Origin of the sequence: Nocardioides sp. (assembly GCF_044226765.1) — a bacterium.
Lineage (GTDB): Bacteria > Actinomycetota > Actinomycetes > Propionibacteriales > Nocardioidaceae > Nocardioides.
Map to the genome: position 1 here is coordinate 23,235 of NZ_JBGAGJ010000001.1, position 22,340 is coordinate 45,574.

General features: G+C 71.6%; 22 protein-coding genes and 3 tRNA genes. 10 read left to right on the forward strand and 15 right to left on the reverse strand.

The window, feature by feature from the left end:
• Positions 1 to 14: 14 nt before the first annotated feature.
• From ACILRH_RS00115 to ACILRH_RS00125, 3 genes are all read right to left on the reverse strand, one after another.
• Positions 15 to 1,172 carry a tyrosine-type recombinase/integrase gene (locus ACILRH_RS00115; RefSeq protein ID WP_395690096.1) on the reverse strand — a complete coding sequence of 386 codons (1,158 nt, stop codon included), beginning with the start codon at positions 1,170 to 1,172 and terminating at the stop codon, positions 15 to 17.
• Between the two features lie 141 nt (positions 1,173 to 1,313).
• The gene (locus ACILRH_RS00120) at positions 1,314 to 1,703 is read right to left on the reverse strand and encodes a hypothetical protein (protein WP_395690097.1); all 390 of its coding nucleotides are present in this window, start codon (positions 1,701 to 1,703) and stop codon (positions 1,314 to 1,316) included.
• Between the two features lie 856 nt (positions 1,704 to 2,559).
• Positions 2,560 to 2,632 (reverse strand) — tRNA-Arg (locus tag ACILRH_RS00125).
• Positions 2,633 to 2,974: 342 nt separating this feature from the next.
• On the opposite strand from ACILRH_RS00125, the gene ACILRH_RS00130 reads away from it, so the two are divergent.
• Both ACILRH_RS00130 and ACILRH_RS00135 read left to right on the forward strand, forming a co-directional pair.
• Entirely contained in the window at positions 2,975 to 4,792 is a 1,818-nt protein-coding gene (locus ACILRH_RS00130; RefSeq protein WP_395690098.1) for a phosphoenolpyruvate carboxykinase (GTP), read from the forward strand.
• Positions 4,793 to 4,873: 81 nt separating this feature from the next.
• Positions 4,874 to 5,908 carry a LuxR family transcriptional regulator gene (locus ACILRH_RS00135; RefSeq protein ID WP_395690099.1) on the forward strand — a complete coding sequence of 345 codons (1,035 nt, stop codon included), beginning with the start codon at positions 4,874 to 4,876 and terminating at the stop codon, positions 5,906 to 5,908.
• Between the two features lie 470 nt (positions 5,909 to 6,378).
• Here ACILRH_RS00135 and ACILRH_RS00140 read toward each other — a convergent pair.
• Both ACILRH_RS00140 and ACILRH_RS00145 read right to left on the reverse strand, forming a co-directional pair.
• Positions 6,379 to 6,471: transfer RNA gene (locus tag ACILRH_RS00140), tRNA-Ser, on the reverse strand.
• Positions 6,472 to 6,554: 83 nt separating this feature from the next.
• A complete protein-coding gene (locus tag ACILRH_RS00145; protein WP_395690100.1) occupies positions 6,555 to 7,025 on the reverse strand; it encodes a hypothetical protein in 471 nt (156 codons plus the stop codon).
• Between the two features lie 111 nt (positions 7,026 to 7,136).
• Here ACILRH_RS00145 and ACILRH_RS00150 point away from each other — a divergent pair, with 111 nt between their 5' ends.
• The gene (locus tag ACILRH_RS00150; protein WP_395690101.1) at positions 7,137 to 7,520 is read left to right on the forward strand and encodes a hypothetical protein; all 384 of its coding nucleotides are present in this window, start codon (positions 7,137 to 7,139) and stop codon (positions 7,518 to 7,520) included.
• Between the two features lie 58 nt (positions 7,521 to 7,578).
• Positions 7,579 to 7,663 (forward strand) — tRNA-Ser (locus ACILRH_RS00155).
• Between the two features lie 154 nt (positions 7,664 to 7,817).
• On the opposite strand, the gene ACILRH_RS00160 is transcribed toward ACILRH_RS00155, so the two are convergent.
• Genes ACILRH_RS00160 through ACILRH_RS00170 form a run of 3 tightly spaced genes read right to left on the reverse strand, consistent with a single transcriptional unit; the run spans position 7,818 to position 9,952 of the window.
• Entirely contained in the window at positions 7,818 to 8,048 is a 231-nt protein-coding gene (locus tag ACILRH_RS00160; RefSeq protein WP_395690102.1) for a biotin/lipoyl-binding carrier protein, read from the reverse strand.
• A 57-nt stretch (positions 8,049 to 8,105) separates the two neighbouring features.
• Positions 8,106 to 9,176 (reverse strand): hypothetical protein, encoded by a 1,071-nt coding sequence (locus ACILRH_RS00165; RefSeq protein ID WP_395690103.1) that lies wholly within the window; start codon positions 9,174 to 9,176, stop codon positions 8,106 to 8,108.
• Positions 9,177 to 9,187: 11 nt separating this feature from the next.
• Positions 9,188 to 9,952, reverse strand: a complete 765-nt coding sequence (locus ACILRH_RS00170) for a carbon-nitrogen hydrolase family protein (RefSeq protein WP_395690104.1) — start codon at positions 9,950 to 9,952, stop codon at positions 9,188 to 9,190.
• 18 nt (positions 9,953 to 9,970) lie between these two features.
• Here ACILRH_RS00170 and ACILRH_RS00175 point away from each other — a divergent pair, with 18 nt between their 5' ends.
• From ACILRH_RS00175 to ACILRH_RS00190, 4 genes are all read left to right on the forward strand, one after another.
• Positions 9,971 to 10,549: a molybdenum cofactor guanylyltransferase gene (locus ACILRH_RS00175; protein WP_395690105.1), complete on the forward strand. Its 579-nt coding sequence runs from the start codon at positions 9,971 to 9,973 to the stop codon at positions 10,547 to 10,549.
• 62 nt (positions 10,550 to 10,611) lie between these two features.
• The gene (locus ACILRH_RS00180) at positions 10,612 to 10,938 is read left to right on the forward strand and encodes a DUF6457 domain-containing protein (RefSeq protein ID WP_395690106.1); all 327 of its coding nucleotides are present in this window, start codon (positions 10,612 to 10,614) and stop codon (positions 10,936 to 10,938) included.
• A gap of 30 nt (positions 10,939 to 10,968) precedes the next feature.
• On the forward strand, positions 10,969 to 11,946 hold the full coding sequence (locus ACILRH_RS00185; RefSeq protein ID WP_395690107.1) for an NAD(P)H-quinone oxidoreductase: 978 nt from the start codon (positions 10,969 to 10,971) through the stop codon (positions 11,944 to 11,946).
• Between the two features lie 26 nt (positions 11,947 to 11,972).
• Positions 11,973 to 12,578: a bacterial proteasome activator family protein gene (locus tag ACILRH_RS00190; protein WP_395690108.1), complete on the forward strand. Its 606-nt coding sequence runs from the start codon at positions 11,973 to 11,975 to the stop codon at positions 12,576 to 12,578.
• A gap of 307 nt (positions 12,579 to 12,885) precedes the next feature.
• Here the strand turns inward: ACILRH_RS00190 and ACILRH_RS00195 are convergent, their stop codons facing one another.
• The 7 genes from ACILRH_RS00195 to serS all read right to left on the reverse strand — a co-directional run bounded on the left by ACILRH_RS00195 (position 12,886) and on the right by serS (position 18,505).
• On the reverse strand, positions 12,886 to 13,749 hold the full coding sequence (locus ACILRH_RS00195; protein WP_395690109.1) for a transposase: 864 nt from the start codon (positions 13,747 to 13,749) through the stop codon (positions 12,886 to 12,888).
• Positions 13,685 to 14,116 carry a transposase gene (locus tag ACILRH_RS00200; protein WP_395690110.1) on the reverse strand — a complete coding sequence of 144 codons (432 nt, stop codon included), beginning with the start codon at positions 14,114 to 14,116 and terminating at the stop codon, positions 13,685 to 13,687. The genes ACILRH_RS00195 and ACILRH_RS00200 overlap by 65 nt, the downstream gene beginning before the upstream one ends.
• A 331-nt stretch (positions 14,117 to 14,447) precedes the next feature.
• A complete protein-coding gene (locus ACILRH_RS00205) occupies positions 14,448 to 15,041 on the reverse strand; it encodes a hypothetical protein (RefSeq protein WP_395690111.1) in 594 nt (197 codons plus the stop codon).
• Positions 15,042 to 15,062: 21 nt separating this feature from the next.
• A complete protein-coding gene (locus ACILRH_RS00210; protein ID WP_395690112.1) occupies positions 15,063 to 15,875 on the reverse strand; it encodes a Cof-type HAD-IIB family hydrolase in 813 nt (270 codons plus the stop codon).
• Positions 15,876 to 15,904: 29 nt separating this feature from the next.
• Complete coding sequence (locus tag ACILRH_RS00215; protein WP_395690113.1) at positions 15,905 to 16,396, reverse strand: GNAT family N-acetyltransferase; 492 nt, start codon at positions 16,394 to 16,396, stop codon at positions 15,905 to 15,907.
• Entirely contained in the window at positions 16,393 to 17,235 is an 843-nt protein-coding gene (locus tag ACILRH_RS00220) for an HAD family hydrolase (RefSeq protein ID WP_395690114.1), read from the reverse strand. The genes ACILRH_RS00215 and ACILRH_RS00220 overlap by 4 nt, the downstream gene beginning before the upstream one ends.
• Positions 17,228 to 18,505, reverse strand: a complete 1,278-nt coding sequence (gene serS / locus ACILRH_RS00225) for a serine--tRNA ligase (protein ID WP_395690115.1) — start codon at positions 18,503 to 18,505, stop codon at positions 17,228 to 17,230. The genes ACILRH_RS00220 and serS overlap by 8 nt, the downstream gene beginning before the upstream one ends.
• A gap of 103 nt (positions 18,506 to 18,608) precedes the next feature.
• Here serS and ACILRH_RS00230 point away from each other — a divergent pair, with 103 nt between their 5' ends.
• Positions 18,609 to 20,183, forward strand: a complete 1,575-nt coding sequence (locus ACILRH_RS00230) for a diacylglycerol kinase family protein (RefSeq protein WP_395690116.1) — start codon at positions 18,609 to 18,611, stop codon at positions 20,181 to 20,183.
• Positions 20,184 to 20,287: 104 nt separating this feature from the next.
• Positions 20,288 to 22,240, forward strand: a complete 1,953-nt coding sequence (locus ACILRH_RS00235; RefSeq protein ID WP_395690117.1) for an amino acid transporter — start codon at positions 20,288 to 20,290, stop codon at positions 22,238 to 22,240.
• The last annotated feature ends 100 nt before the right edge of the window (positions 22,241 to 22,340 follow it).

Below are 22,340 nucleotides of genomic sequence, written 5' to 3' on the forward strand. Positions count from 1 at the left end.
CCGACCCTGGGTGTCTAGCCATGGCTGCCCATCGCTGACGCGAAGACATCGCCGAGACCGTTGGCTCGATCACGAAGGACCTTCGCGTAGACCTTCAAGGTGATCGTGGCGTCCGCGTGGCCGAGCCTGTCGGCGACCTCGTGGACCGGCACACCAGCTGAGAGCAGGATTGTGGCGTGGGTGTGGCGGAGGTCGTGAAATCTGATTCGGGGGACTGCGGCGGCCTCGCACCGCTCGCGCATCAACCTAGACGGGGTATCGGGGTGGATCGGTAAGCCGAGGACGGTGCGGAACACGTAGTCACCGTCCTCGCGCCAGGCGGGCCCTGCTCGCAGCCGATCCTCGGCCTGGCGGGCGCGGTGGTCCCGGAGGACAGCCACGGTTGCGGCGTCGATGCTGACGGTGCGAGACCGACCGCCCTTGGGAGTGCCTTCGACGATGTGGGCCCCCGCGGTGGTGCGCGATCCGTAGATGTGGATGCGCCCGCGTTCGAGGTCGATGTCCTCCCACCGGAGATGGAGTAGCTCGCCGCGCCGCGCACCGGTGTAGGCAGCTAGCCAGTACAGACCGCTCAGCCGGTGCCCGGCCGCGCTCGACAGGAACTGGCTCAATTGGCTGGGGGTGAGTACGCGCAGCTCCTCGTCGGTACGTTCCCGCCGCGTTGTAGCGCGCGGGCGAGGCGGAAGCTGGGCTCGTTCGGCTGGATTGGTGTAGATCAGCTGGAGCCGGGCGGCTGTCGCGAGGGCGCTGCTGAGCGTGCGATGCACGGCCTGAACCGATCCGAACCCGAGCTCGTTCCCGTCCCGGCCACCAGTCGCTCGGAGGTCGCTGTAGAAGCGGGTGAGCGTCACCGGACGCAGATCCTGGATCATCAGACCACCGATCCGCGGGACGATGTAGTGATCCACGTTGTAGGCGTAGCTCGCCTTGGTCTTGGGCTTGACGTCTAGCTGGTCCAACCAGTGGTGGAGGTAGTCGGTCAGCGTCTGACGGGCGCCGCCGACGGACTCGCCGCGGCGAGCAGCCACGCGCGCCTCATCGCGAGCGGTCGCCGCTTCGGCATGAGTCTTGAACCCGCCCTTCCACCGCTGCCGGGATCGTCCGGTGGACGGATCCAGCTCACGGACGACGTACGAATACGTCGATCCGCGCTTGATGATCCCGTTCCTCATCGCGCTATTGCCGGCCACAACTACCTCCCCTCGCGGTGCACTTCCACCGGGCATGAGGCAGTAGAAGGGGTGCAGCCTGAGAAGGGAAGGATTTTCGTCGCAGGCCTCGGCGTGAGTCCTGCGTGACCGCAACTCCGAACATCACAGAAGGTGCCCATGCGGTTCGTCCTGGCTGCAGACCAGCAGCTCGCCCGGAGAAGTACTTGGGAGCGACCGAATGGTGATCGCAGCATCGATCGGGCCGCTCCACCGGTAAGCGATCCCGCGGGCTTTCACCACCCCGCCCTCGACAGGTTGCATCAGCCAGTCCCGCCAGAAGCCGTGGCTCGAGTGGACTAGGCGCCCGCCGTTGCGCTCGAGGTAAGCCTGAGCGCCTGGCCAGAGAGCTTCCGGGGAGGCCGGGCGGTTCCTCAGGATCAACTTCAGGCCATAGTCGATCGTTGGTTGACCCTGGCCGGCGACAATTGCGAAAGCATCCTTGACGTGCACTTGGAAGCCCGCGCCACTCTTGACTGCCACCTCGCTGAGCACTCCGGTCCTCAGTCGAGTCCCGCGCCACCACACGTGACAGTGGGACCTGCCCGAATCACCTGGGTTGGGCTCGATGTGATAGGCCCACGCCCCGGAGTATCCGCGGCGAACGAGGCGGCGCCGGATGTCAGCCATGATTCGCCGCACCTCGCCGTCGTGTTCGGGGAGGCCCGTCACGGCGAGCGCTTGGGTCGGCTGCGCCATCGCGATCGCTTCACCAGTCTGGATAGCAACCGGGACCACGCAGGCATAGCAATTCACGCGGTCGCACCGCGCCGGCACCCGCAGGCCACTCCGCAACACGATCCAGCCAGAGTGCCTAAGACACCGGGGCCACCCAGGCTGGCGGTCGTGTCCAAATGACGAGTTGCCCGGTACAGAACAAGTGCTGACCGATTCGTCACCGGTTAGGGACGCACACGGCTGCGCGATCAATGACATGCCGGCAGGGTCTCGGCCCCCACTGACACCGCCCCCTCCCGATCGGCGCAGGAAGACCCGTCAAGGACCGATCGTCGTCAGACACCAAGGCTACGAGCGATGCCAATTAGCCCCTGACCTGCGCAAACAGACGTCCAAGGGAATTCGCAGTGATTTCCACGACCGATCGCTCCGGCAGGAGGTCCTGGCGGCCCGGGGCCCGCTCCGAAGGAGATCGGCGCCGCGTCCAGGGGACGGCACCAGCCGCTGGCTGTGGGGAAAAGCACCGCGCGGACCCCCGAGACCGTCCGGACGGTGTAGGTCGGGGCGCCGCGGACGGGCTCCGTTAGCAATTCGTTAGCAAGGCGTGCGTCGAGCGAAAGAGTTACGGGCCGGTGATCCTGCGTTCCTGCAGGTCACCGGCCCGGTTGTCTTGCGCGCCTGTAGGGATTCGAACCCCAAACCTTCTGATCCGTAGTCAGATGCTCTATCCGTTGAGCTACAGGCGCCCGTCGACCTCGCGGACGACTGCACGAGGATAGCCGACCTGTCGGGCCGTGCCGAATCCGGAGTCGGGCGGCGAGGTCCCGGTCGGCACGACGGCGTGGAGTTAGGACCCTGAAGGACCGAAGCAAGCACGCCGGAGGACGCCGAATCCCGCTCAACAGAGCGGATGTGACGCACCGCACCGACCGTTGATCGTTCCAATGTGTCACCCGGCGCTCGGCCGGTTACTGTCGCCGCACCCACGGGGTCGGGCCGGTCGTGCCGCTCCGCGGGGCACACCCAGAGTCGCCGCCGACGACGCCGAGCGATGCCACCGCGACCGCGCGCGAGAAGGAACCACGCCCATGAGCACCACTCAGGCCGTCACGGCTGCCCCCACCACCCACCGCGGCATCCTCGACTTCGTCGCCGAGGTCGCCGAGCTCACCCAGCCCGACCGCATCCACTGGTGCACCGGGTCCGACGAGGAGTGGGCCGAGCTGACCGACGCGCTCGTGGCGACCGGGACGTTCACCCGGCTGAACCCGGCGATCAAGCCGAACTCCTTCTACGCCGCGTCCGACCCGATCGACGTCGCTCGCGTCGAGGACCGCACCTACATCTGCTCCCTCGACGAGCGCGACGCGGGCCCCACCAACAACTGGATGGACCCCGAGCAGATGAAGGTCCTCATGCGTGACCTCTACCGGGGGTCGATGCGGGGCCGGACGATGTACGTGATCCCGTTCGTGATGGGACACCTGGACGCCGAGAAGCCGATGTTCGGGATCGAGCTGACAGACTCGGCGTACGTCACCGCGTCGATGCGGGTGATGGCGCGGATGGGCACCGCGGTGCTGGAGCGGATGACCGAGCTCGAGGCGGACTTCGTGCCGTGCATCCATTCGGTCGGGCACCCGCTCGAGCCGGGCCAGGCCGACGTGGCGTGGCCGTGCAACGACACCAAGTACATCGTGCAGTTCCCCGAGGAGCGGGCCATCTGGTCCTACGGCTCGGGCTACGGCGGCAACGCGCTCCTGGGCAAGAAGTGCTACGCCCTGCGCATCGCGTCGGTGATGGCCCGCGACGAGGGCTGGCTGGCCGAGCACATGCTGATCCTCAAGCTCACCTCGCCCGAGGGCACGGTCAAGTACGTCGCCGCGGCGTTCCCCAGCGCCTGCGGCAAGACCAACCTCGCGATGCTCCAGCCCACGATCCCGGGCTGGACGGTCGAGACCCTCGGTGACGACATCGCCTGGATGCGCATCGGCGAGGACGGCCGGCTCTGGGCGGTCAACCCGGAGTACGGCTTCTTCGGCGTGGCGCCCGGCACCAACGAGCACACCAACCCCAACGCGATGCGCACCATCAACAAGGGCAACTCGGTCTTCACCAACGTCGCGCTCACCGAGGACGGCGACATCTGGTGGGAGGGCCTGGAGAACCCGCCGGCCCGGGCGACCTCCTGGAAGGGCGAGGAGTGGACGCCGCAGAGCGACTTCCTCTCCAGCCACCCGAACTCGCGCTACTGCACCCCGATCAAGCAGTGCGACATCCTCGCGGCGGAGTACGACGACCCGCGCGGTGTCCCGATCGACGCGATCCTCTTCGGCGGCCGCCGCAAGACGACGGTCCCGCTGGTCTTCGAGGCCCGGGACTGGGCGCACGGGACCTTCCTGGGCGCGACGCTCTCCTCGGAGACGACCGCAGCCGCGGTCGGGGCGGTCGGCGTCGTGCGCCGCGACCCGATGGCGATGCTGCCGTTCATCGGCTACAACGCCGGCGACTACTTCAACCACTGGATCACCGTCGGCAAGGACAACGACGAGGCGAAGCTGCCCCGGATCTTCTACGTCAACTGGTTCCGCCGGGACGACCAGGGCGACTTCCTCTGGCCCGGCTTCGGCGAGAACAGCCGGGTGCTGAAGTGGGTCGTCGAGCGGATCGACGGCCAGGCCGCGGCCGTCGAGACGCCGATCGGGCACGTCCCGGCGCCGGGGGCCCTGGACACCGACGGCCTCGACCTGAGCGAGGAGGCGCTGGCCGCCGCCCTCGCCGTCGACGTCGACGAGTGGCGCGCGGAGCTGCCGCAGATCCAGGACTGGTTCGACAAGTTCGGTGACGACCTGCCGGCCGTGCTGTGGACCGAGCTCGACGGGCTGCGGGCCCGTCTCGGCGGCTGACCCCGAGCGACGCCGTACCTGTGGGATCATCGGCCCCACAGGTTCGGCTCTGACGGGGGGACAGTCGGAAGGGGAACGCGCGTGGAGGCCCTGGGTCCGCAGGATCGAGCCCTCTTCGAGTCCGCCAGCACCCAGCTCTACGAGGAGATCGTCGGGTCCGGGGGCCTCGCCGACGGTGACGCGCGCATCCTCCCCGGCGGTGAGCTCCACGCCGCCCTCGAGCAGCTGCGCGCGATGGGCCTGGTCCAGCACGACAACGACACCAACACCTGGGTGGCCGAGGACCCGCACACCGTCCAGGCACGGGTGATCTCGCCGCTGAGCACCGAGGGCAGCAAGCTGCTCGAGGAGTCGTCGCAGTGGGCCGAGGCGTTCGGCGTGCTCAACCACGCCTGGCGGCGGGCGCCGCAGCCTTCGTCGCACGGCCCGTTCACCTACCTCCACGAGCACGCGATCGCCCCGTTCATCGCCGGGCTCGTCTCCGAGTGCGAGGACGAGATGCTGACGGCCCAGCCGCAGTCGGGGCGCAACCCCCGGCTGCTCTCCGACGGGGTGCTGCGCGACACGGCCCTGCTCGAGCGGGGCGCCCGGATGCGCACCCTCTACCAGCACAGCGCCCGCCGGAACTCCACGACCCGCGAGTACGTCGCCGCGGTCACCGAGCGCGGCGCCGAGGTGCGCACGCTCGACGAGTTCTTCAACCGGATGATCGTCATCGACCGCCGCGTGGCGGTGATCCCGAGCCCCAACGACCTCAAGGTCGCCATCGCGGTGCGCGAGCCCTCGGTGGTCGCCTACCTCGTCGACGTCTTCGAGCGCTCCTGGGAGCGTGCCCGGCCGTTCACCAGCCGGGAGGCGGCCGTCATGAAGGACATCGCCGCCGAGCAGCGGCTGATGACCCTGCGGATGCTCATCGAGGGCCACTCCGACCCGGTGTCGGCCAAGCGCCTCGGCGTCAGCCCCCGCACGTACGCGGGCTACATTGCCGACCTCAAGGAGGAGTTCGAGGCGGAGACCCGGTTCCAGCTCGGCTACACCATCGGGCGGCTCGGCATCTCCGGGACCGAGCAGGTCGACCACGACGACGCCGGCGAGGCCGGCGCCGACGGGGCCTGACCGACCCCGGACACGCCACGAGGGCAGTGACTGGATGTCACTGCCCTCGTTGCGGTGGTCGAGCCAGGCCGGGGGGATGGCGCTGGGACCGAACAAGTGGGGGGTTGAGTTGGGTCCCCGGCTCGACCGAGCCTTGTGTGGTGGTCAGCGCGTCGAGCGCCACCCCCACGAGCTGTCTGCATGTGCTGGAGCCGAGATCCCCAGGAGTCCGACGCTCATCGTCGCGGTCACGAGTGCGATCGCGACCTTTCGTGCAACGTTCATCTCCCTCTCCAAATCCACTCATCGGGCCCCACGGAAGACCCGGTGACCCCAGTTTGAGCGAGCAGGACCGACTAGTACGAACGGATGGATGCCTCAGAAATGTGCATTGCACATTTCTGCAACCGCTGCATGTTCATGCAGATGGGGTCCTACGGCCGGGAGCGTGGCGCGGCCCCCTCGTCACGTTCGTCGAGGGGGCCGCGCGCTGGCGGAGGCGGCGGGATTTGAACCCGCGAGAGGGGTTTGCCCTCAACCCGCTTAGCAGGCGGGCGCCATAGACCGGACTAGGCGACGCCTCCCGACAGCCAGCACAGGCTACAAGGACCCCGTCGGCGACAGCCAATCAGGGCACGGCCCTGCGCGGAGGGCTCAGAGCCAGGGCTCAGAGCCGGCGCAGGCCGTGGCCGTGCTGCAGGTGGGCCTGGAGGTCCCGCACGAAGTCCTCCCGGTCGGCCGCCAGGGCCTGGACGGCGATCGTCGTGGTGCGCCCGTCGGCGAGCTTGAGCACCACCACCGGCGTGCCGGACGGCGCCGCGGTCACCGCTTCGCGGACGTCGGTCCACGAGGCCCGGTCGACCCCGACGCCGCGCAGCAGCCGGACCCGGTAGCCGTCGTCGCCGAGGTGGACGACCACGGTCCGGCGCAGCAGGTACGCCGACACCAGCACCACGAGCACGCCGAGCGCCGCCACGGCGACGAGCGCGCCGACCGGCAGGTCGAGCAGGGCGACCAGGACCGTGAGCACGGCGAGCAGGAGCGCCAGCAGCACCAGGCCGGCGCCGGCGAACCGGACGGCGAGGACCGGCGCGAGCCGATAGTCGGACACCGGCGGGCCGGGGACGGGCTGGGACATGGGTTGATTGAACAAGACACCGGATTGACGCCCGTCACCGGGTTGTGGCGGCGCTGGGGCGGGTTCACACTCGAGGTACCCCCCATCACTCCGGGCCCCCGGGAGGTCAGCATGACCATCGCCTCCGCAGGAACGAACGCCGCGATGCAGGGCCTCGCGCAGGTCCTCGAGACCTCCCGCCGGCTCGGAGTCCCTCCCGCCAGCTGGCGCTGGACGGCACGCCAGCGGCTCGCCGCCCTCCGCGACGCGCTGCTCGCCGAGGTCCACCCGGGCACCGAGGGCTGGTTCGCCGCCCGCGGCGGCAGCCTGCTGCGCGAGCGCACCCTGCTGCTCACCCGGCTCAGCGAGCTCGGGCCCCGGGTGCTCGAGCACCCCGACCTCGAGGCCGTCAGCGCCGAGCTGCACCGGCTGCTGGCCGACATCGGCCACCACGTGCAGCGCCTGCACGACCTGGCCTACGACGAGGTCGAGCTCGAGCTCGGCGGGTCGGAGTAGCCGCACCGGTCCCGCACCCGCCTCCTAGACTGCTCGCGTGTCCCGGCACGCCGGGCACGGAGGGGTGCCGGAGTGGCCGATCGGAACCGCCTTGAAAGCGGTCGTAGGGAGACCTACCGCGGGTTCGAATCCCGCCCCCTCTGCAGCTGCCGCCCGCGGTCCGAGGGTGGATGAATCCCCGGCTGACCGGGGATCCATCCGGGGTTGTCAGGGGATTCATGACGTTGTCAGGGGTTGCAACCCCTGACAACGTCAGGAAGTCCCTGACCGGCCCTGTCGGGAGCCGGCCGGGGCGAGTCAGCCCACGACCTCCACCAGCGGGTCGCCCTCCTGGACGACGTCGCCGGGGGCGACCTTGACCGCGCGGACGGTGCCGGGGACGTCCACCAGCACCGGGATCTCCATCTTCATCGACTCCAGCAGCACGACCGCGTCCCCGGCCGCGACGGTGTCACCGGGAGCGACCGCCACGGTCAGCACGTTGGCGACCATCTCCGCCACCACCACGGTCACCTGCTCACGAGCCATGCCGTCGAACCTAGCCGTTACCGGCAGGTACTCCAGATCGGTGCGGTCGGCACCGGCTCAGAGCAGCGGCCGGGTCCGCGGCGGCTCGGGCCGCAGCGCGGTCGCCTCCTCCGCCCGCCGGCCCCGGCTGCCCTTGCTGCCCGAGGGCGCGGTGAGGGCCAGGTCGAGGCGCACCACGACGAACCCGAGCACCAGGCCCACCACGACGCCGTACGCCGTGGCCAGGCCCGCCTCCTGCAGCGAGACCACCGGGTTGACCAGCGTCGTCGCGACGGGGGCGGTGGCGGCGACGCCGAAGGCACAGACCCACCAGCCCTGCCGGCGCCGCGCGCGCATGTGCGTGCCCCAGGCCAGCGCGGGGACGCCCAGGACCGTCTCCAACGGTCGCGGGAACGCACCGAAGTGGTCGCGGCTCCAGTCGACGCCGTCGAAGAGGTTGTCGACCAGCGTGGGGGTGCCGTAGCGGCGCAGCAGCTCGGCGTAGGCCAGCGTTCCGGCGAGCACGACGGTGCCGATCAGGACGGTCAGGACCCCGCGACGGCCCAGTCCGTGCAGCCCCGCACCGAGGCGGTAGACGACCGCGAACGCCCCGACCAGGCCGAGGCCGAGCACGGCGTACTCGAAGCGCGCCACCGTCGCGACCGGTTCGAACGCGACGACGGCCAGCGCACCGATGGCGGCGACGACCACGGCCACCAGCACCTCGCGGACGGCGTGCACGAAGCGCACGGCCGGCACCGTCGCCATCACCGCCAGCACCGCGGTGACAACGCCGGTGAGCACCGCGGCCCCCGTGCGCAGGGCCTCGTGGTCGAGCACCACCACGCCGACGCCGAGGACCAGCGCGAGCAGGCCCACGACGACCGGGCGGCCCCCGGTGCGGGCGGCGAGCCCCCACGAGTACGACGTCACGACCGCCACCGCGCCCGCGTCGCAGAGCCACGCCGGGCCGACGTCGGCCGTGCACGCGACGAGCGCGCCGAGGCCGGCGGCCACGGTCAGGACCCAGAGCACCACCGGTGCCCGGGAGCCTGCGAACCGCTCACCCCGGGCCCGCAGCCCGGCCGCCACCCGGGCTCGCCGCGACGGGGGCCGCTCGGCGCGACGGCGTGGAGCGGACCTGGACACGGCAGGCCAGGTTACAGACGCCGGTTGGCGAGCGACGGGTTGGTCCTGCGGGCCCCGTGCAGGCCGTCGTGGTCGATCTCGACGACCAGGACCTCGGGCTGCTCCCCGGCCTCGGCGAGCACGTCCCCGAGAGGGTCGACGACCATCGAGTGGCCGGTGTAGCGCGGCCCGGGCTGCGCGGCCGCGGCGACGTAGACGGTGTTCTCGATCGCCCGGGCACGCACCAGGGTCCGCCAGTGGTCGACCTTGCGCGGGCCGGCCACCCACGCCGCCGGCAGCACCACCAGCTCAGCACCCTCCGCGACCAGCATCCGCGCCAGCTCGGGGAAGCGCAGGTCGTAGCAGGTCATCAGGCCGATCCGGAACCCGCCGACGTCGACCAGGGCCGGCGCGACCGGCCCGGCGCGGAGCCGCTCGGACTCGCGGTAGCCGAAGGAGTCGTAGAGGTGGATCTTGCGGTACGACGCCTCCGCGGCGCCGCGCACGACCAGGGTGTTGAACGGTCGGTGCGGGTCGTCACCCGACTCGAACATCCCGGCCACGACGGTGGTCCCGCGCTCGCCCGCCACCCGGGCGACCTCCGTCGCGAACGGGCCGTCGACGGGCTCGGCGTACCGGCTGACGTCGGAGCCCGGCTCCCCGAAGTCGCGGGCGAACGCCTCGGGGAAGACGACCAGGTCGGTGCCCTCGGGTGTCAGCTCGCCGAGGAGCCGGCGGTTGTCGGCCGGGTCGAGCCCGGAGGCGTGCTGGACGAGGGCGAGGCGGAGTCGGGCCACGGTGCGAGACTGCCACACATGAGCGGCGCGGGCGGGCGGTCGGGCTTCGCGGTCGTCGTCCTCGCGGGTGGCCGGGGGGCCCGCCTCGGCGGCGCGGACAAGGCCGCCGTCGAGCACGCGGGACGCTCCCTGCTCGAGCACGCGATCGACGCGTGCTCGGACGCCGACGAGGTGGTGGTGGTCGGGGACCCGGTGCCGACGTCAAGGCCGGTGACCTTCTGCCGCGAGAGCCCCCGGTACGGCGGCCCCGCGGCCGCGCTCCTCACCGGCCGGGACGCCCTCGGCGGCCGGCCGGAGGCACTGGGCCTGCTCGCGGTGGACATGCCCCGGGTGACGCCGTGGACCTTCCGCCGGCTGCGTGCGGCCGCCGCCGGTCACGACGGCGCCTTCCTCACCGACGCCGGGGGCCGCCGCCAGCTCGCGGGGGTGCTGACCGCGGACCGCCTCGACGCGGTCCGCCCCGACGCCGACGCCCAGCACGCAATGGCGATCCACCGGCTGCTCGCGGCGCTCGACATCGCCGCCGTCGCCCCGGAGCCCGACGAGGGCCGGGACGTCGACACCTGGGCCGACCTGCGCGACCTGGGCGGACCCTGACCGACGGCGACCGGACCGGATCGGGGGTTGCGGAGCCCGCGCGGTTGAGCGAGATTCAGACCGTGAACCTCCACGACTGGATCGACGAGCTCAGCGATGTCCTCGACGTCGACACCGAGGTCGACGAGGGCCTGGTCCTCGACCTCGCACGGGTCGCGGCACACAACGTGGAGCGGCGGGCCGCACCGATCACGGCGTACCTGCTCGGCTTCGCCGTCGGGTCCCGGGGCGCCGACCCCGAGGAGATCGAGCGCCTGGCCGCGGGTGCCCAGCGGCTGGCCGACGCCTGGGAGCGTCCGCCCGGGGCGCCGGACCCGGACGACGTGCCGGACGAGGTGCCCGACGACAGCTCGGTGGACCACACCGGCGACGAGTACGTCGAGGCCTGACGTCCCGGCCGACGCCGTAGGTTGGCACCCATGCGTGCCGTGATCGCCGACGGGGCCGGCGGCCCCGAGGTCCTGTCCGTCGCCGAGCTGCCCGACCCGGAGCCCGGGCCCGGCGAGGTCGTCCTGCGGGTCGCCGCGGCGGCGCTGAACCGCGCCGACCTCCTGCAGCGGCAGGGCTTCTACCCGCCGCCGCCGGGCGCCTCGGACGTGATCGGCATGGAGTGCAGCGGCACCGTGGCCGCCGTCGGGCCCGGCGTCACGGGCTGGGCGGTCGGCGACGAGGCCTGCGCCCTGCTGGCCGGGGGCGGGTACGCCGAGCAGGTCGCCGTACCCGCGGGCCAGCTGATGCCGGTGCCCGACGGCGTCGACCTCGTCACCGCGGCGGCGCTGCCCGAGGTCGCGTGCACGGTGTGGTCCAACGTCTTCATGATCGCGGGCCTGAAGCCGCGCGAGGTGCTGCTGGTGCACGGCGGGGCCGGCGGGATCGGGTCGTTCGCCATCCAGCTCGCGCACCAGCTCGGCGCGACGGTGCTCACCACCGCCGGCACCGAGGAGAAGCGTGCGGCCTGCCTGGCCCTGGGGGCGGACGCGGCGATCGACTACCGCGAGCAGGACTTCGTCGCGGAGGTCCACGCGGTCACCGACGGTCGTGGCGCGGACGTCGTGCTCGACAACATGGGCGCGAAGTACCTGGACCGCAACCTCGACGCGCTCGCCACCGAGGGACGGCTGGTGATCATCGGGATGCAGGGCGGCACGCGCGCCGAGCTCGACATCAACAAGCTGCTGCGCAAGCGCGCCGCGGTCATCGGCACCACGCTGCGTGCCCGGCCGGTCGCGGAGAAGTCAGCGATCTGCGCGTCGGTCGTCGAGCACGTCTGGCCGCTGGTCGCCGAGGGGCTGGTCCGGCCCGTCGTCCACGGCACCGTCCCGCTGGACCGCGCCGCGGACGCGCACCGGTTGATGGAGTCGGGCGAGCACAGCGGCAAGATCCTCCTGGTCATGTGACACCACCTGGTGGATACGGTGGGGCCATGAGCGAGCAGCAGCCCGACGACCGCCCCGACGACCGCGCCGACGACCTCGAGCAGCAGGTCGTGGTGGTCGGCCCGGACGGCCGCCCCGTCGGCACCGTGCCCGCGTCGGCGCTGGCCGGCGCCGAGGACGCCGACCAGGACGACGACGAGCGCGCCATCACCGACCTGGTGGAGCAGCCGGCCAAGGTGATGCGGATCGGCAGCATGATCCGTCAGCTGCTCGAGGAGGTGAAGGCCGCGCCCCTCGACGAGGCCAGCCGCAACCGCCTCAAGGAGATCCACCAGGCCTCGATCAAGGAGCTCGAGGAGGGCCTGGCCCCCGAGCTCGTCGAGGAGCTCGAGCGGCTGACGCTGCCCTTCAGCGAGAACGCGACGCCGTCCGACGGGGAGCTGCGGATCGCGCAGGCCCAGCTGGTCGGCTGGCTCGAGGGGCTCTTCCACGGCATCCAGACTGCGATCTACGCCCAGCAGATGGCCGCCCGAGCGCAGTTCGAGCAGATCCGCCGGGCGCTGCCGCCGGGCGCCATGGGCCCCCAGGCCGACGCCGGCCCTCAGCCCCAGCAGCCCCAGGTCCCCGGCGACTCGGGCGGCATGTACCTCTAGCTGGCTGTAGGTCGCGTCAAGTCTCTGGTCGGGCGCGCTTCGTTAACTCCGCGCTGGGAGCTGGTGGCGGGCGTGTTGTCGGCGTGCCTGGCTGTGGGGTGCCGGGGCGCCCACGCTGACGTATTCGACCTCGCTGGGGAGCGGGTCGTCTGGCTTCGTTCGGGCTGCCGTGATGGCGAAGGACCCGGGCGCCAAGCTAGATGCGGCATGACGTCTTGCGGCGTCTGCCATAGCCCGGGCGGCGTCTGGTCCGGGTCCTTCGTACCCTCGAGCCTGGCACTACCGACCGTGGTTGTGAAGGGGTCGCTCAGTCCTCCTGGGTCCACCGGTCTGGGTCGTAGCTGGCTTGGTCGCGCACCAGTGCGAAGGCGATGCGGTTGGCGCGGTTCGCCATCGCACAGGCGATGACCAGGCCCTTCTTGCCGCGGGCACGTAGCTGGGCGCCGTAGACCTTGGCGGCGGGATCGTTGAGCCATAGCCCGACCCCAAGGTCGATCAGAGCGCGACGCAGCTCCACGCTGCCCTCACGACTGATTGCGCTGTCACGTCGCTTGCCGGCCGACTCGTATTGGATCGGGTTGAGCCCCGCGGTCCGGTAGATCTGACGGTGGTTGTCGAACCGGGCCGGGTCACCCAGAGCGCCGCCATAGTTCCCGGCCCGGACCACACCCCATCCCGGGACCGTTAACAGCGGCGCGAACGGGGTCCGCGGCAGCAGTCGCGCCAGCTGGTCGGTGGCCGTGTCGACCTGGGCATCGAGGTCCGCCAGGAGCGCAAGGTCAGCGGCCAGAACCGCCCGCGCGACGGCGGCATCGGCGGTGGGCAGTGCTTCACGAGCGGCTTGGACGAGCCGGTCTGCTACGGGCTTACGGATCTGCAGTCCGCGAGTCGCGCCGAACCGGATGAACCGGGCGGTGCCCAGGGCCGCAAGCCTGGCCGGATCGGGGAACTCGGCTGCGACCAGCCGGCCCACCCTGGTGGCCAGCACGTCCGGCAGCGCCAGGGTCAGACCGGGGAAGGTCCGATCCAGATGGCCAAGCAGCTGGTTCTTGGTGGCCGTGCGCACCACCACCCGGCTGGCCCGGTGCGCCGACCACGCCGTGAGCTCACCCAGCACCAGCGAGCGGTCCCGGACCGGCTGCCCGCGACCGGCCAGCAGCAACTCGGTCATGGCCTGCAAGTCGATCGCGCACGTCGGTCTTGACCGTGCGCTTGCCCAGCACCCGGCGCTGCTCGGTGACATGAGCGGGGTTGAGCTCGAGGACCTCCCAGCCGATCGGCCACGCCGCGTTCAGCAACGGCCGATGGTAGTGGCCGGCTGCTTCGATGCCGACCTTGACCACGGCATCGACCGGGAGCACCTCGACGATGTCGGCAACGACCTGCGCCAGAGACGACCCGGTCATCGGGCACCCGGTCCGGGGCCTGAGCAGGGACGTACGCGTCACATCAGTCGCAGAGAACGCGAATTCGATCTTGCCAACATCGACCGCGACAACGACCGTCGAGGACGTAACGCGAGCAGCTTGAACAACCACGGAACTCACCTCCGGGGGCGCCAGAAGACCACGGCGCAGCAACGCCAGACCTTCAGATGAACAGAACCTGTCGGTCCCTTCCAAGCACCTCCGGAGGTGTCCGTGAAGGACTAACCCGACCTATATCAGCCCGGGCGCTGCGGGTTCCGGCGGTCAACCGCCGAAACCCGCCAGCTCGACACGCGGGGCGCGGCAGGGCGGCCCGCCGACCCCGGTCAGGGAGTTCATGACGTTGTCAGGCGTTGCAACCCCCGACAACGTCATGAACTCCCTGACAACCCCGGATGAATCCCCGGCTGACCGGGGATTCATCCACCCCGGCGAGCCCGGCTCAGCCGTGGGTGCGCCGGCGCCGGCCGAGGCTGCCGACCAGCACCAGGCCGAGCAGGCCGACGAGCACGAGGGCGGCTCCGGGTGCGGCCAGCCGGGTGCGGCTGGCGGGCTCGCCCGCGACGGTCGTGAGGGTCGCGGTCTCGGGCTCCGGCGGGACCGGCGGGGTGCCCGGCCCGAGCAGCCGCTCGACGGTCGCGACCGCCGTGGTCGTCGCCCGGGTGGTGCCACCCCGGGACGAGATGACCAGGTCGCCGCCGTCGTCGGCGGCGTAGAACACGTAGCGGCCACCCTCGACGAGCCCCGGCAGGCCGCAGGCGCGGGGGTTGCGCTGGGTCATCACCGTCGCCTGCTCGCCGACGTCGCCCTTGTACACGCGCTCGACCTGGACGGTGTAGCGCACCGCCAGGCTCTGCCGGGTCGCCGTCGACACCGTGCCGGTGAAGAGCGCGTCGGCCGCCTCGACCTGCTGGGCGGGCGTCGCGGTCGACGCCGGGCACGCCGAGGCCGGCGCGCTCACCAGGACCACTCCCCCGCCCGCGAGCAGCACGAGCAGGAGGACGGCCAGGAGTCGGCGGATCAGTGCGGTCACCATGTCGACGTCCATCACAACAGATCAGTGGTCGAGCAGGCCAACCAGGACCCGGGCGACGCCGTCCTCGTCGTTGGTCTGCGCGACGTGGTCGGCCGCCTCGAGCACCGTCGGGTGGGCGTTGGCCATCGCGTACGACGTGCCCGCCCAGGCGAGCATGGGCAGGTCGTTGGGCATGTCGCCGAACGCCAGCACGTCGGCCGCGTCCACGCCGAGGTCCGCGCACACCAGTGCGAGCGTCGACGCCTTGGTCACCCCCGGTGCGCTGATCTCCAGCAGCGACGACGCGGACGACCAGGTGATGACCAGCCGGCCGCCGACGACCTGCTCGGCCAGGTCCCAGAACTCCTGCGGCGCCAGCTCCTCGTGGCGGGCGAGCAGCTTCAGCGCCGGCTGGTCGAAGATCTCGGCGAGCGTGCCGCGGCGCGCCTCGGCCGGCAGCGGGTGCCGCTCCAGGAACGCCGACTCGAGGCCGATGCCCGCCAGGGTCTCGACGGCGAAGAGCGTCCCGGGCAGGGCGGCGCGCAGCTCGTCACACACCTCCAGGCCGAGCGCGGGCTCGATCGGCCGCTCCAGCCGGGGCAGGTGCCGGGCGACGTCCCACACCAGCGCCCCGTTGGAGACGATCGCGAGCCCGTGCTCGCCGACGTGCTCGAAGACGTCCTCGGCCCACCGCAGCGGCCTACCGGTCACGAAGACCACCGGGATGCCTGCGGCCTCCACCCGGCCCAGCACGTCGGCGGTGTACGCCGACACCGTGCCGTCGCTGCGGACCAGGGTGCCGTCCAGGTCGGTGGCGACCAGGCCGGGGGGTTTCGAGGCTCGCGGCGCTCGCACCTCAACCACCGCCGACGTCCGATCGCACCTCAGCATCCGGCGGGCAGCGGACGGGCCATGACGAGCTCGCCGTCCTCGTTGCTGCCGCGCAGCTCGGTGAAGCCGCACTTGGCGAGCACCCGCAGGCTCGCCCGGTTCTCGGGCTCGACGCTCGCGCGGATCCGCACGCCCTCGCGGTCGGTCTCCTCCAGCAGGCCCCGCAGGGCCTCGGTCGCGAAGCCCCACCCGTGTGCCTCCGCGACCAGGCCGTAGCCGACCTCGGTCTCGGGCACGCCGTCAACCGCGTCCTCGGGTGGCCCGAAGAAGCCGATCGAGCCGAGCGCCGTGGTGCCCCGCACCACGTGACGCGGCCCCCACGGGTCGCCGGCGCGGTACATCGTCGCCGCGTCGCGGTCGTCCTGGCGGGGGTAGTCGCGGTGCCAGCCGTCGCGGTGGCCGCCGGCGAGGATCGTCGCGGCCTCCTCCGGGGTCCAGAGGGGGAGCCGCAGCCGCTCGGTGCTGACCACCTCCGGCAGCGTCATGCGGTCCGCCGGTCGGGGAACCACCGCGAGAGCTCGGTCGCGAGACCGTCCTCGTACACACTGTCGGTGACGTCGTCGGCCGCGTCGATGACCAGCTGGATCGCCTGGCCCATGGCCACCGAGCGGTGCGCCCAGGCGAACATCTCCAGGTCGTTGCGGCCGTCACCGACGGCGAGCGCGTCCCCGGCGGTGAGGCCCAGAGCCTGCGCGACGTGCTCCAGTCCCGACGCCTTGGAGACGCCCACCGGGGCGAGGTCGAGCCAGGCGGTCCACCCGACGACGTAGTTGGTCCCGTGCAGCCCGAGCTCGCGCGCGAGGGCGACGAACTCGTCGGCGGTCGAGTTCGGGTCACGGATGATGACACGACTGACCTCGGCGGACAGCAGGTCGTCGACGTCGGTCACGATCATGTCGCCCGAGAGCTCGCCCTCGGGGAAGTGGGAGTTCACCCGGTAGCCGACGCCGCGCTCCTCGACCGCCACCAGGGCCTCGGGGTGCCGCTCGAGGATCGCCTGCACCGCCGGCCGGGCGTCGAAGGTCTCCTCGTGCACGACCTCCAGCGGCGGGTAGCGGAACACGACCGCACCGTTCGACGCGACGACCCACAGCCGCTCCCGGTCCGGGCCGTGCAGGTCCAGCAGGTCGGCGATCGGTGCCATGCCGTGCGGCGACCGGCCGCTGGCCAGCACGACGTGCGCACCGGCGTCCAGCACCCGGCGCACGGCGTCCTTGACGGCCGGTGAGACCTCCTCGTGCGTCGTCCCCGAGCCCTCGACCCACTTCAGGATGGTGCCGTCGATGTCGAGGGCGACCAGCCGGGGCTGCCAGTCCTCAGCCACCGAGCGGCTCCAGCACGTCGCGGCCTCCGAGCCAGGGCTGCAACGCCTTCGGGACCCGCACGGAGCCGTCGCCCTGCTGGTGGGTCTCGAGGATCGCGACGATCGCGCGCGGGATCGCGCACAGCGTGCCGTTGAGCGTCGCGATCGCCCTGGTGCCGTCCGTGAACCGGCCGCGGGTGTCGAGCCGGCGGGTCTGGAACTCGGTGCAGTTCGAGGTCGACGTGAGCTCCCGGTACTTGCCCTGGGTGGGGATCCACGCCTCGCAGTCGAACTTGCGGATCGCCGAGAGCCCGAGGTCGCCGGCGGCCGTGTCGATGACGCGGTAGGCCAGCTCGAGCTTGTCGAGGAACTCCTTCTCCCACGCGAGCAGACGCTGGTGCTCGGCGTACGACTCCTCGGTGGTCGTGTAGACGAACATCTCGACCTTGTCGAACCAGTGCACCCGGATGATGCCCTTGGTGTCCTTGCCGTGCGAGCCGGCCTCCTTGCGGAAGCAGGGGCTGAACGACGCGTAGCGCAGCGGCAGGGCGGCGCCGTCGAGGATCTCGTCGGAGTGGTACGCCGCCATCGGGACCTCCGAGGTCCCGACGAGGTACATGTCCTGCCCCTCGATGCGGTAGACGTCGTCGGCGGCCTGGCCGAGGAAGCCGGTGCCGTCCATCGCGCGCGGCTTGACCATGGACGGCGCGACCACCGGGGTGAAGCCGGCCCCGCGGGCCTGCTCCATCGCGAGGTTGACCAGCGCGAGCTCGAGCTCGGCCCCGACCCCGGTGAGGAAGTAGAAGCGCGACCCCGACACCTTGGCGCCGCGGTCGAGGTCGATCGCGCCGAGCATCCGGCCGAGCTCGATGTGGTCGCGCGGCTCGAAGCCCTCGGCGGCGAAGTCGCGCGGGGTGCCGATCGTCTCGAGCACGACGAAGTCGTCCTCGCCCCCGGCCGGCGCCTCGTCGGCCGCGAGGTTGGGCAGGCTCATGATCGCGTCGTTCCACGCGGCCTCGGCCTCGGCCTGGGCGGCCTCGGCGGCCTTCACGTCGGCGGCGAGCGCCTTGGTGCGGGCGAGCAGCTCCTGCTTCTCCTCGCCCTGCGCCCGGGCGACCTGCTTGCCGAGCTGCTTCTGCTCGGCGCGCAGGCTCTCGTAGGTCGCGATCGCCACGCGGCGGGCCGCGTCCGCGGAGAGCGCCCGGTCCACGACCTCGTCGGACAGGCCGCGCTTGGCCTGCGAGGCTCGGACGCGGTCGGGGTCGTCACGGAGGATGCGGGGATCGATCACCCTGCCAGGCTATCCGGGCGGTTCCCGCCGACGCTCCCCAGATACACAGCCGGACACCCGGCCGGGTGCGCGTGCCCGAAGCCCCGACGGGCATACTGCGAGCATGCTCGACCGTCCCCGCGCCGTCGTGCTCGGCTGGGCTGGGCTCTGCTTCGGGCTGTTCGCGATCCTGGCCGTCGCGGTCCACCAGGACTGGGTGCCGGTGACCTCCGTCGACGGCCGCGGGGAGCCGGCGGAGAGCTGGGCGGTCGACGAGCGCTGGCTGCGGCACCCGCTGCGCTGGGTCGAGATCGGCTTCCAGAGCGTCCCGATCATCGTGGTCACGCTGGTCATGGTCGTCCTGCTGCTGGTCCGCGGCTACCGGCGGGCCGCGCTCTTCAGCGCCGGGGTCGTGGGCGTCGCGCTGCTGGCCTACCCGTTGCTCAAGGGCTTCTTCGGCCGCGACCGGCCGCCGTGGCAGAACCCGGCGCAGCTGGCCCACAGCCTGTCCTTCCCGTCCGGGCACGCGACCTCGGTCGCCGCGCTCGGCGGCGTGCTCATCGTGCTGGTCTCGATGTTCGTGCGCCGGCTGAACCTGCGGCGGGCGGCGTACGCCGGCATCGTGCTGGTCGTGCTGGTGGTCGGGGCCGACCGGGTGCTGCTGGGGCGCCACTACCCCTCCGACGTGCTCGGTGGCTACCTGCTCGGCACCGGGATCGTGCTGCTGGGCATCGCGCTCTACAACCCACGCCCGCGCAGCCACGCCGCCGCGGTCGAGCCGCTGACGGAGGTCCGCCCCTCCGACCGGAGGCTCGCGGTCGTGCTCAATCCGATCAAGGTCGAGGACGTCGGCCAGTTCGAGTCCCTCGTCACGGCGATGGCCCACGAGGCCGGCTGGTCCACGCCCACCTGGCACTACACGACCGTCGAGGACCCCGGCACCGGGATGGCCGAGGCCGCCGCGGTGGCCGGGGCCGACCTGGTGCTGGTCTGCGGAGGTGACGGCACCGTCCGCGAGGTGTGTGCGGAGCTCGCCGGCACCGGCATCCCGGTCGGCATCGTCCCCGCCGGCACGGGCAACCTGCTCGCGCGCAACCTCGGCATCCCGCTCTACATCCGCGCGGCGATCGACGTCGCGCTGACCGGTCAGGACCGGGCGATCGACCTCGTCGAGGTCTCCGGCGACGGCTTCGAGGACACCCACTTCATGGTGATGGCGGGCATGGGCTTCGATGCCGCGATCATGGAGGGCGTCAACGAGGACATCAAGAAGCGCGTGGGGTGGATCGCCTACGTCCTCTCGGCGCTGAAGTCGCTGATGTTCCCGGCGGTCCGGGTCGAGGTCTCCGTCGACGACGGCGAGTTCACCAAGCACCGCGCCCGCACGATCGTGGTCGGCAACGTCGGCTTCCTGCAGGCCGGGATGCCGCTGCTCCCCGACGCGGCGATCGACGACGGCGTGCTGGACGTCGTCCTGCTCCACCCGCGGAAGTTCCTGTCCTGGATCCCGCTGGCCTACCGGGTCCTCGCCCGCCGGCCGCGCACCGACGAGCTCGTCAACCGGATGACCGGCCACACGGTCGTCATCCGGGCCGCGACCGACACGCCGCGCCAGCTCGACGGCGACTCGATCGGCCCGGGCAAGGAGCTGCGGATGACCTGCGTCCACGGCCGCCTCCTGGTCCGCGTCCCCCGCTGAGCGCCACGGACGGGCGGGCCGCACCGGGGGCCCTTGACGGATCCTTGACGGTTACGCCTCGACTTCGGCACACGTCCTCTCCCGTTCCACGAGAGGCTGGTCGGGTGACGACGACCCCGACCGCCCCGCCGCGCTCCGCGCTCCGCGCGTGGCTCATGGAGGGCATGGTCGACCGGAGCGGCTCCCACCTCGGGCCGCACGGCGTGCCGGCGCAGGAGCACCCGCGCCACCGGTGGTGGCGCGTCATGTGCCTGACCGGCGTCGACTACTTCTCGACGCTGGGCTACCAGCCCGGCATCGCTGCGTTGGCGGCAGGCCTGCTGTCGCCGCTCGCCACGATCGTCCTGGTCCTGCTAACCCTGTGCGGCGCGCTCCCGGTCTACCGCCGGGTCGCGGAGGACTCCCCGCACGGCGAGGGGTCGATCGCGATGCTCGAGAAGCTGCTGTCCTTCTGGAAGGGCAAGCTGTTCGTCCTGGTGCTGCTCGGCTTCGCCGCCACCGACTTCATGATCACGATGACGCTCTCCGCGGCCGACGCCACCGCGCACGTCGTCGAGAACCCGCACGTGCCCTCGTTCCTCCACGACCAGCAGATGCTGATCACCCTCGGGCTGCTCGCCCTGCTCGGCGGAGTTTTCCTGCGCGGCTTCAACGAGGCGATCGGCATCGCCGTCGTCCTCGTCGCGGTCTACCTGGCCCTCAACGCCGTGGTGGTGGGCGTCGGCCTGTGGCACGTCGTCGAGCACCCGACCCTGGTGACCGACTGGAGGACGGCGCTGGTCCAGGAGCACGGCAACCCCTTCGTCATGGTCGGGATCGCCCTGCTGGTCTTCCCCAAGCTCGCCCTCGGGCTGTCCGGCTTCGAGACCGGCGTCGCGGTCATGCCCCAGATCCAGGGAGACGCGGGGGACACCGAGGAGCGACCCGCCGGGCGGATCCGCGGGGCGAAGCGGCTGCTGACGACGGCGGCGCTGATCATGAGTGTCTTCCTGATCACCAGCAGCATCGTCACGACGCTGCTGATCCCGGAGCAGGACTTCGAGCCCGGTGGGCCGGCGAACGGGCGGGCCCTGGCCTACCTGGCCCACGAGTACCTGGGCAACGTCTTCGGGACCGTCTACGACGTCTCGACGATCGCGATCCTGTGGTTCGCCGGCGCCTCGGCGATGGCCGGGTTGCTCAACCTGATCCCGCGCTACCTGCCGCGCTACGGCATGGCGCCGGACTGGTCGCGCGCCGTGCGGCCGCTCGTGCTCGTGCTCACCGCCACCGCGTTCTTCATCACCTGGTACTTCGACGCCTCGGTGGACGCCCAGGGCGGCGCGTACGCCACCGGCGTCCTGGTCCTGATGACCTCCGCCGCCGTCGCCGTGACGATCGCGGCGCGACGGAAGGGGCAGCGACGCCAGTACCTGGGCTTCGCGGTCATCGCGGCGGTCTTCGTCTACACCACGGCCGACAACATCGTCGAGCGCCCGGACGGCGTGAAGATCGGCGCCTGCTTCATCGCCGCGATCATCGGCGTCTCGCTGTGGTCGCGGGTCCGCCGCGCGTTCGAGCTGCGCGCCACGGCGGTCACGTTCGACCCGACCGCCGAGCGCTTCCTGCGCGACTGCGCGCGCCGGCAGATCCGGCTGATCGCCCACGACCCCGAGGTCAGCGACCGCGAGGCCTACATCGCCAAGGTGCGGCAGGTCGTCGCCGACAACGACCTGCCCGACGAGGGCGACATCATCTTCGTCGAGGTCGTGGTCACCGACCCCTCCGACTTCGAGACGACGCTCAGCGTGCGCGGCATCGTGCGCCACCAGTCGTACCGGGTCCTGACCCTGGAGTCCTCTGCGGTCCCGAACTCGGTCGCGGCCGTCCTGCTCGCCGTCCGCGACCGGACCGGGGTGAACCCGCACATCTACTTCGAGTGGACCGAGGGCAACCCGGTCGCGCAGTTCCTGCGGTTCCTCTTCTTCGGGGAGGGCGAGGTGGCCCCGGTGACCCGCGAGGTGCTGCGGCGTGCCGAGCCGAGGCGTCGGCGGCGCCCGCACGTGCACGTCGGCTGAGCAGGCCCCCCGGCCGCTGCAGGCGCCGTGTGGCGCAGGCCACGACTGGCGGTCGGAAGCCGTCAAGATCGGATCGGGGGGTGTCAAGGAAGCGTCAACG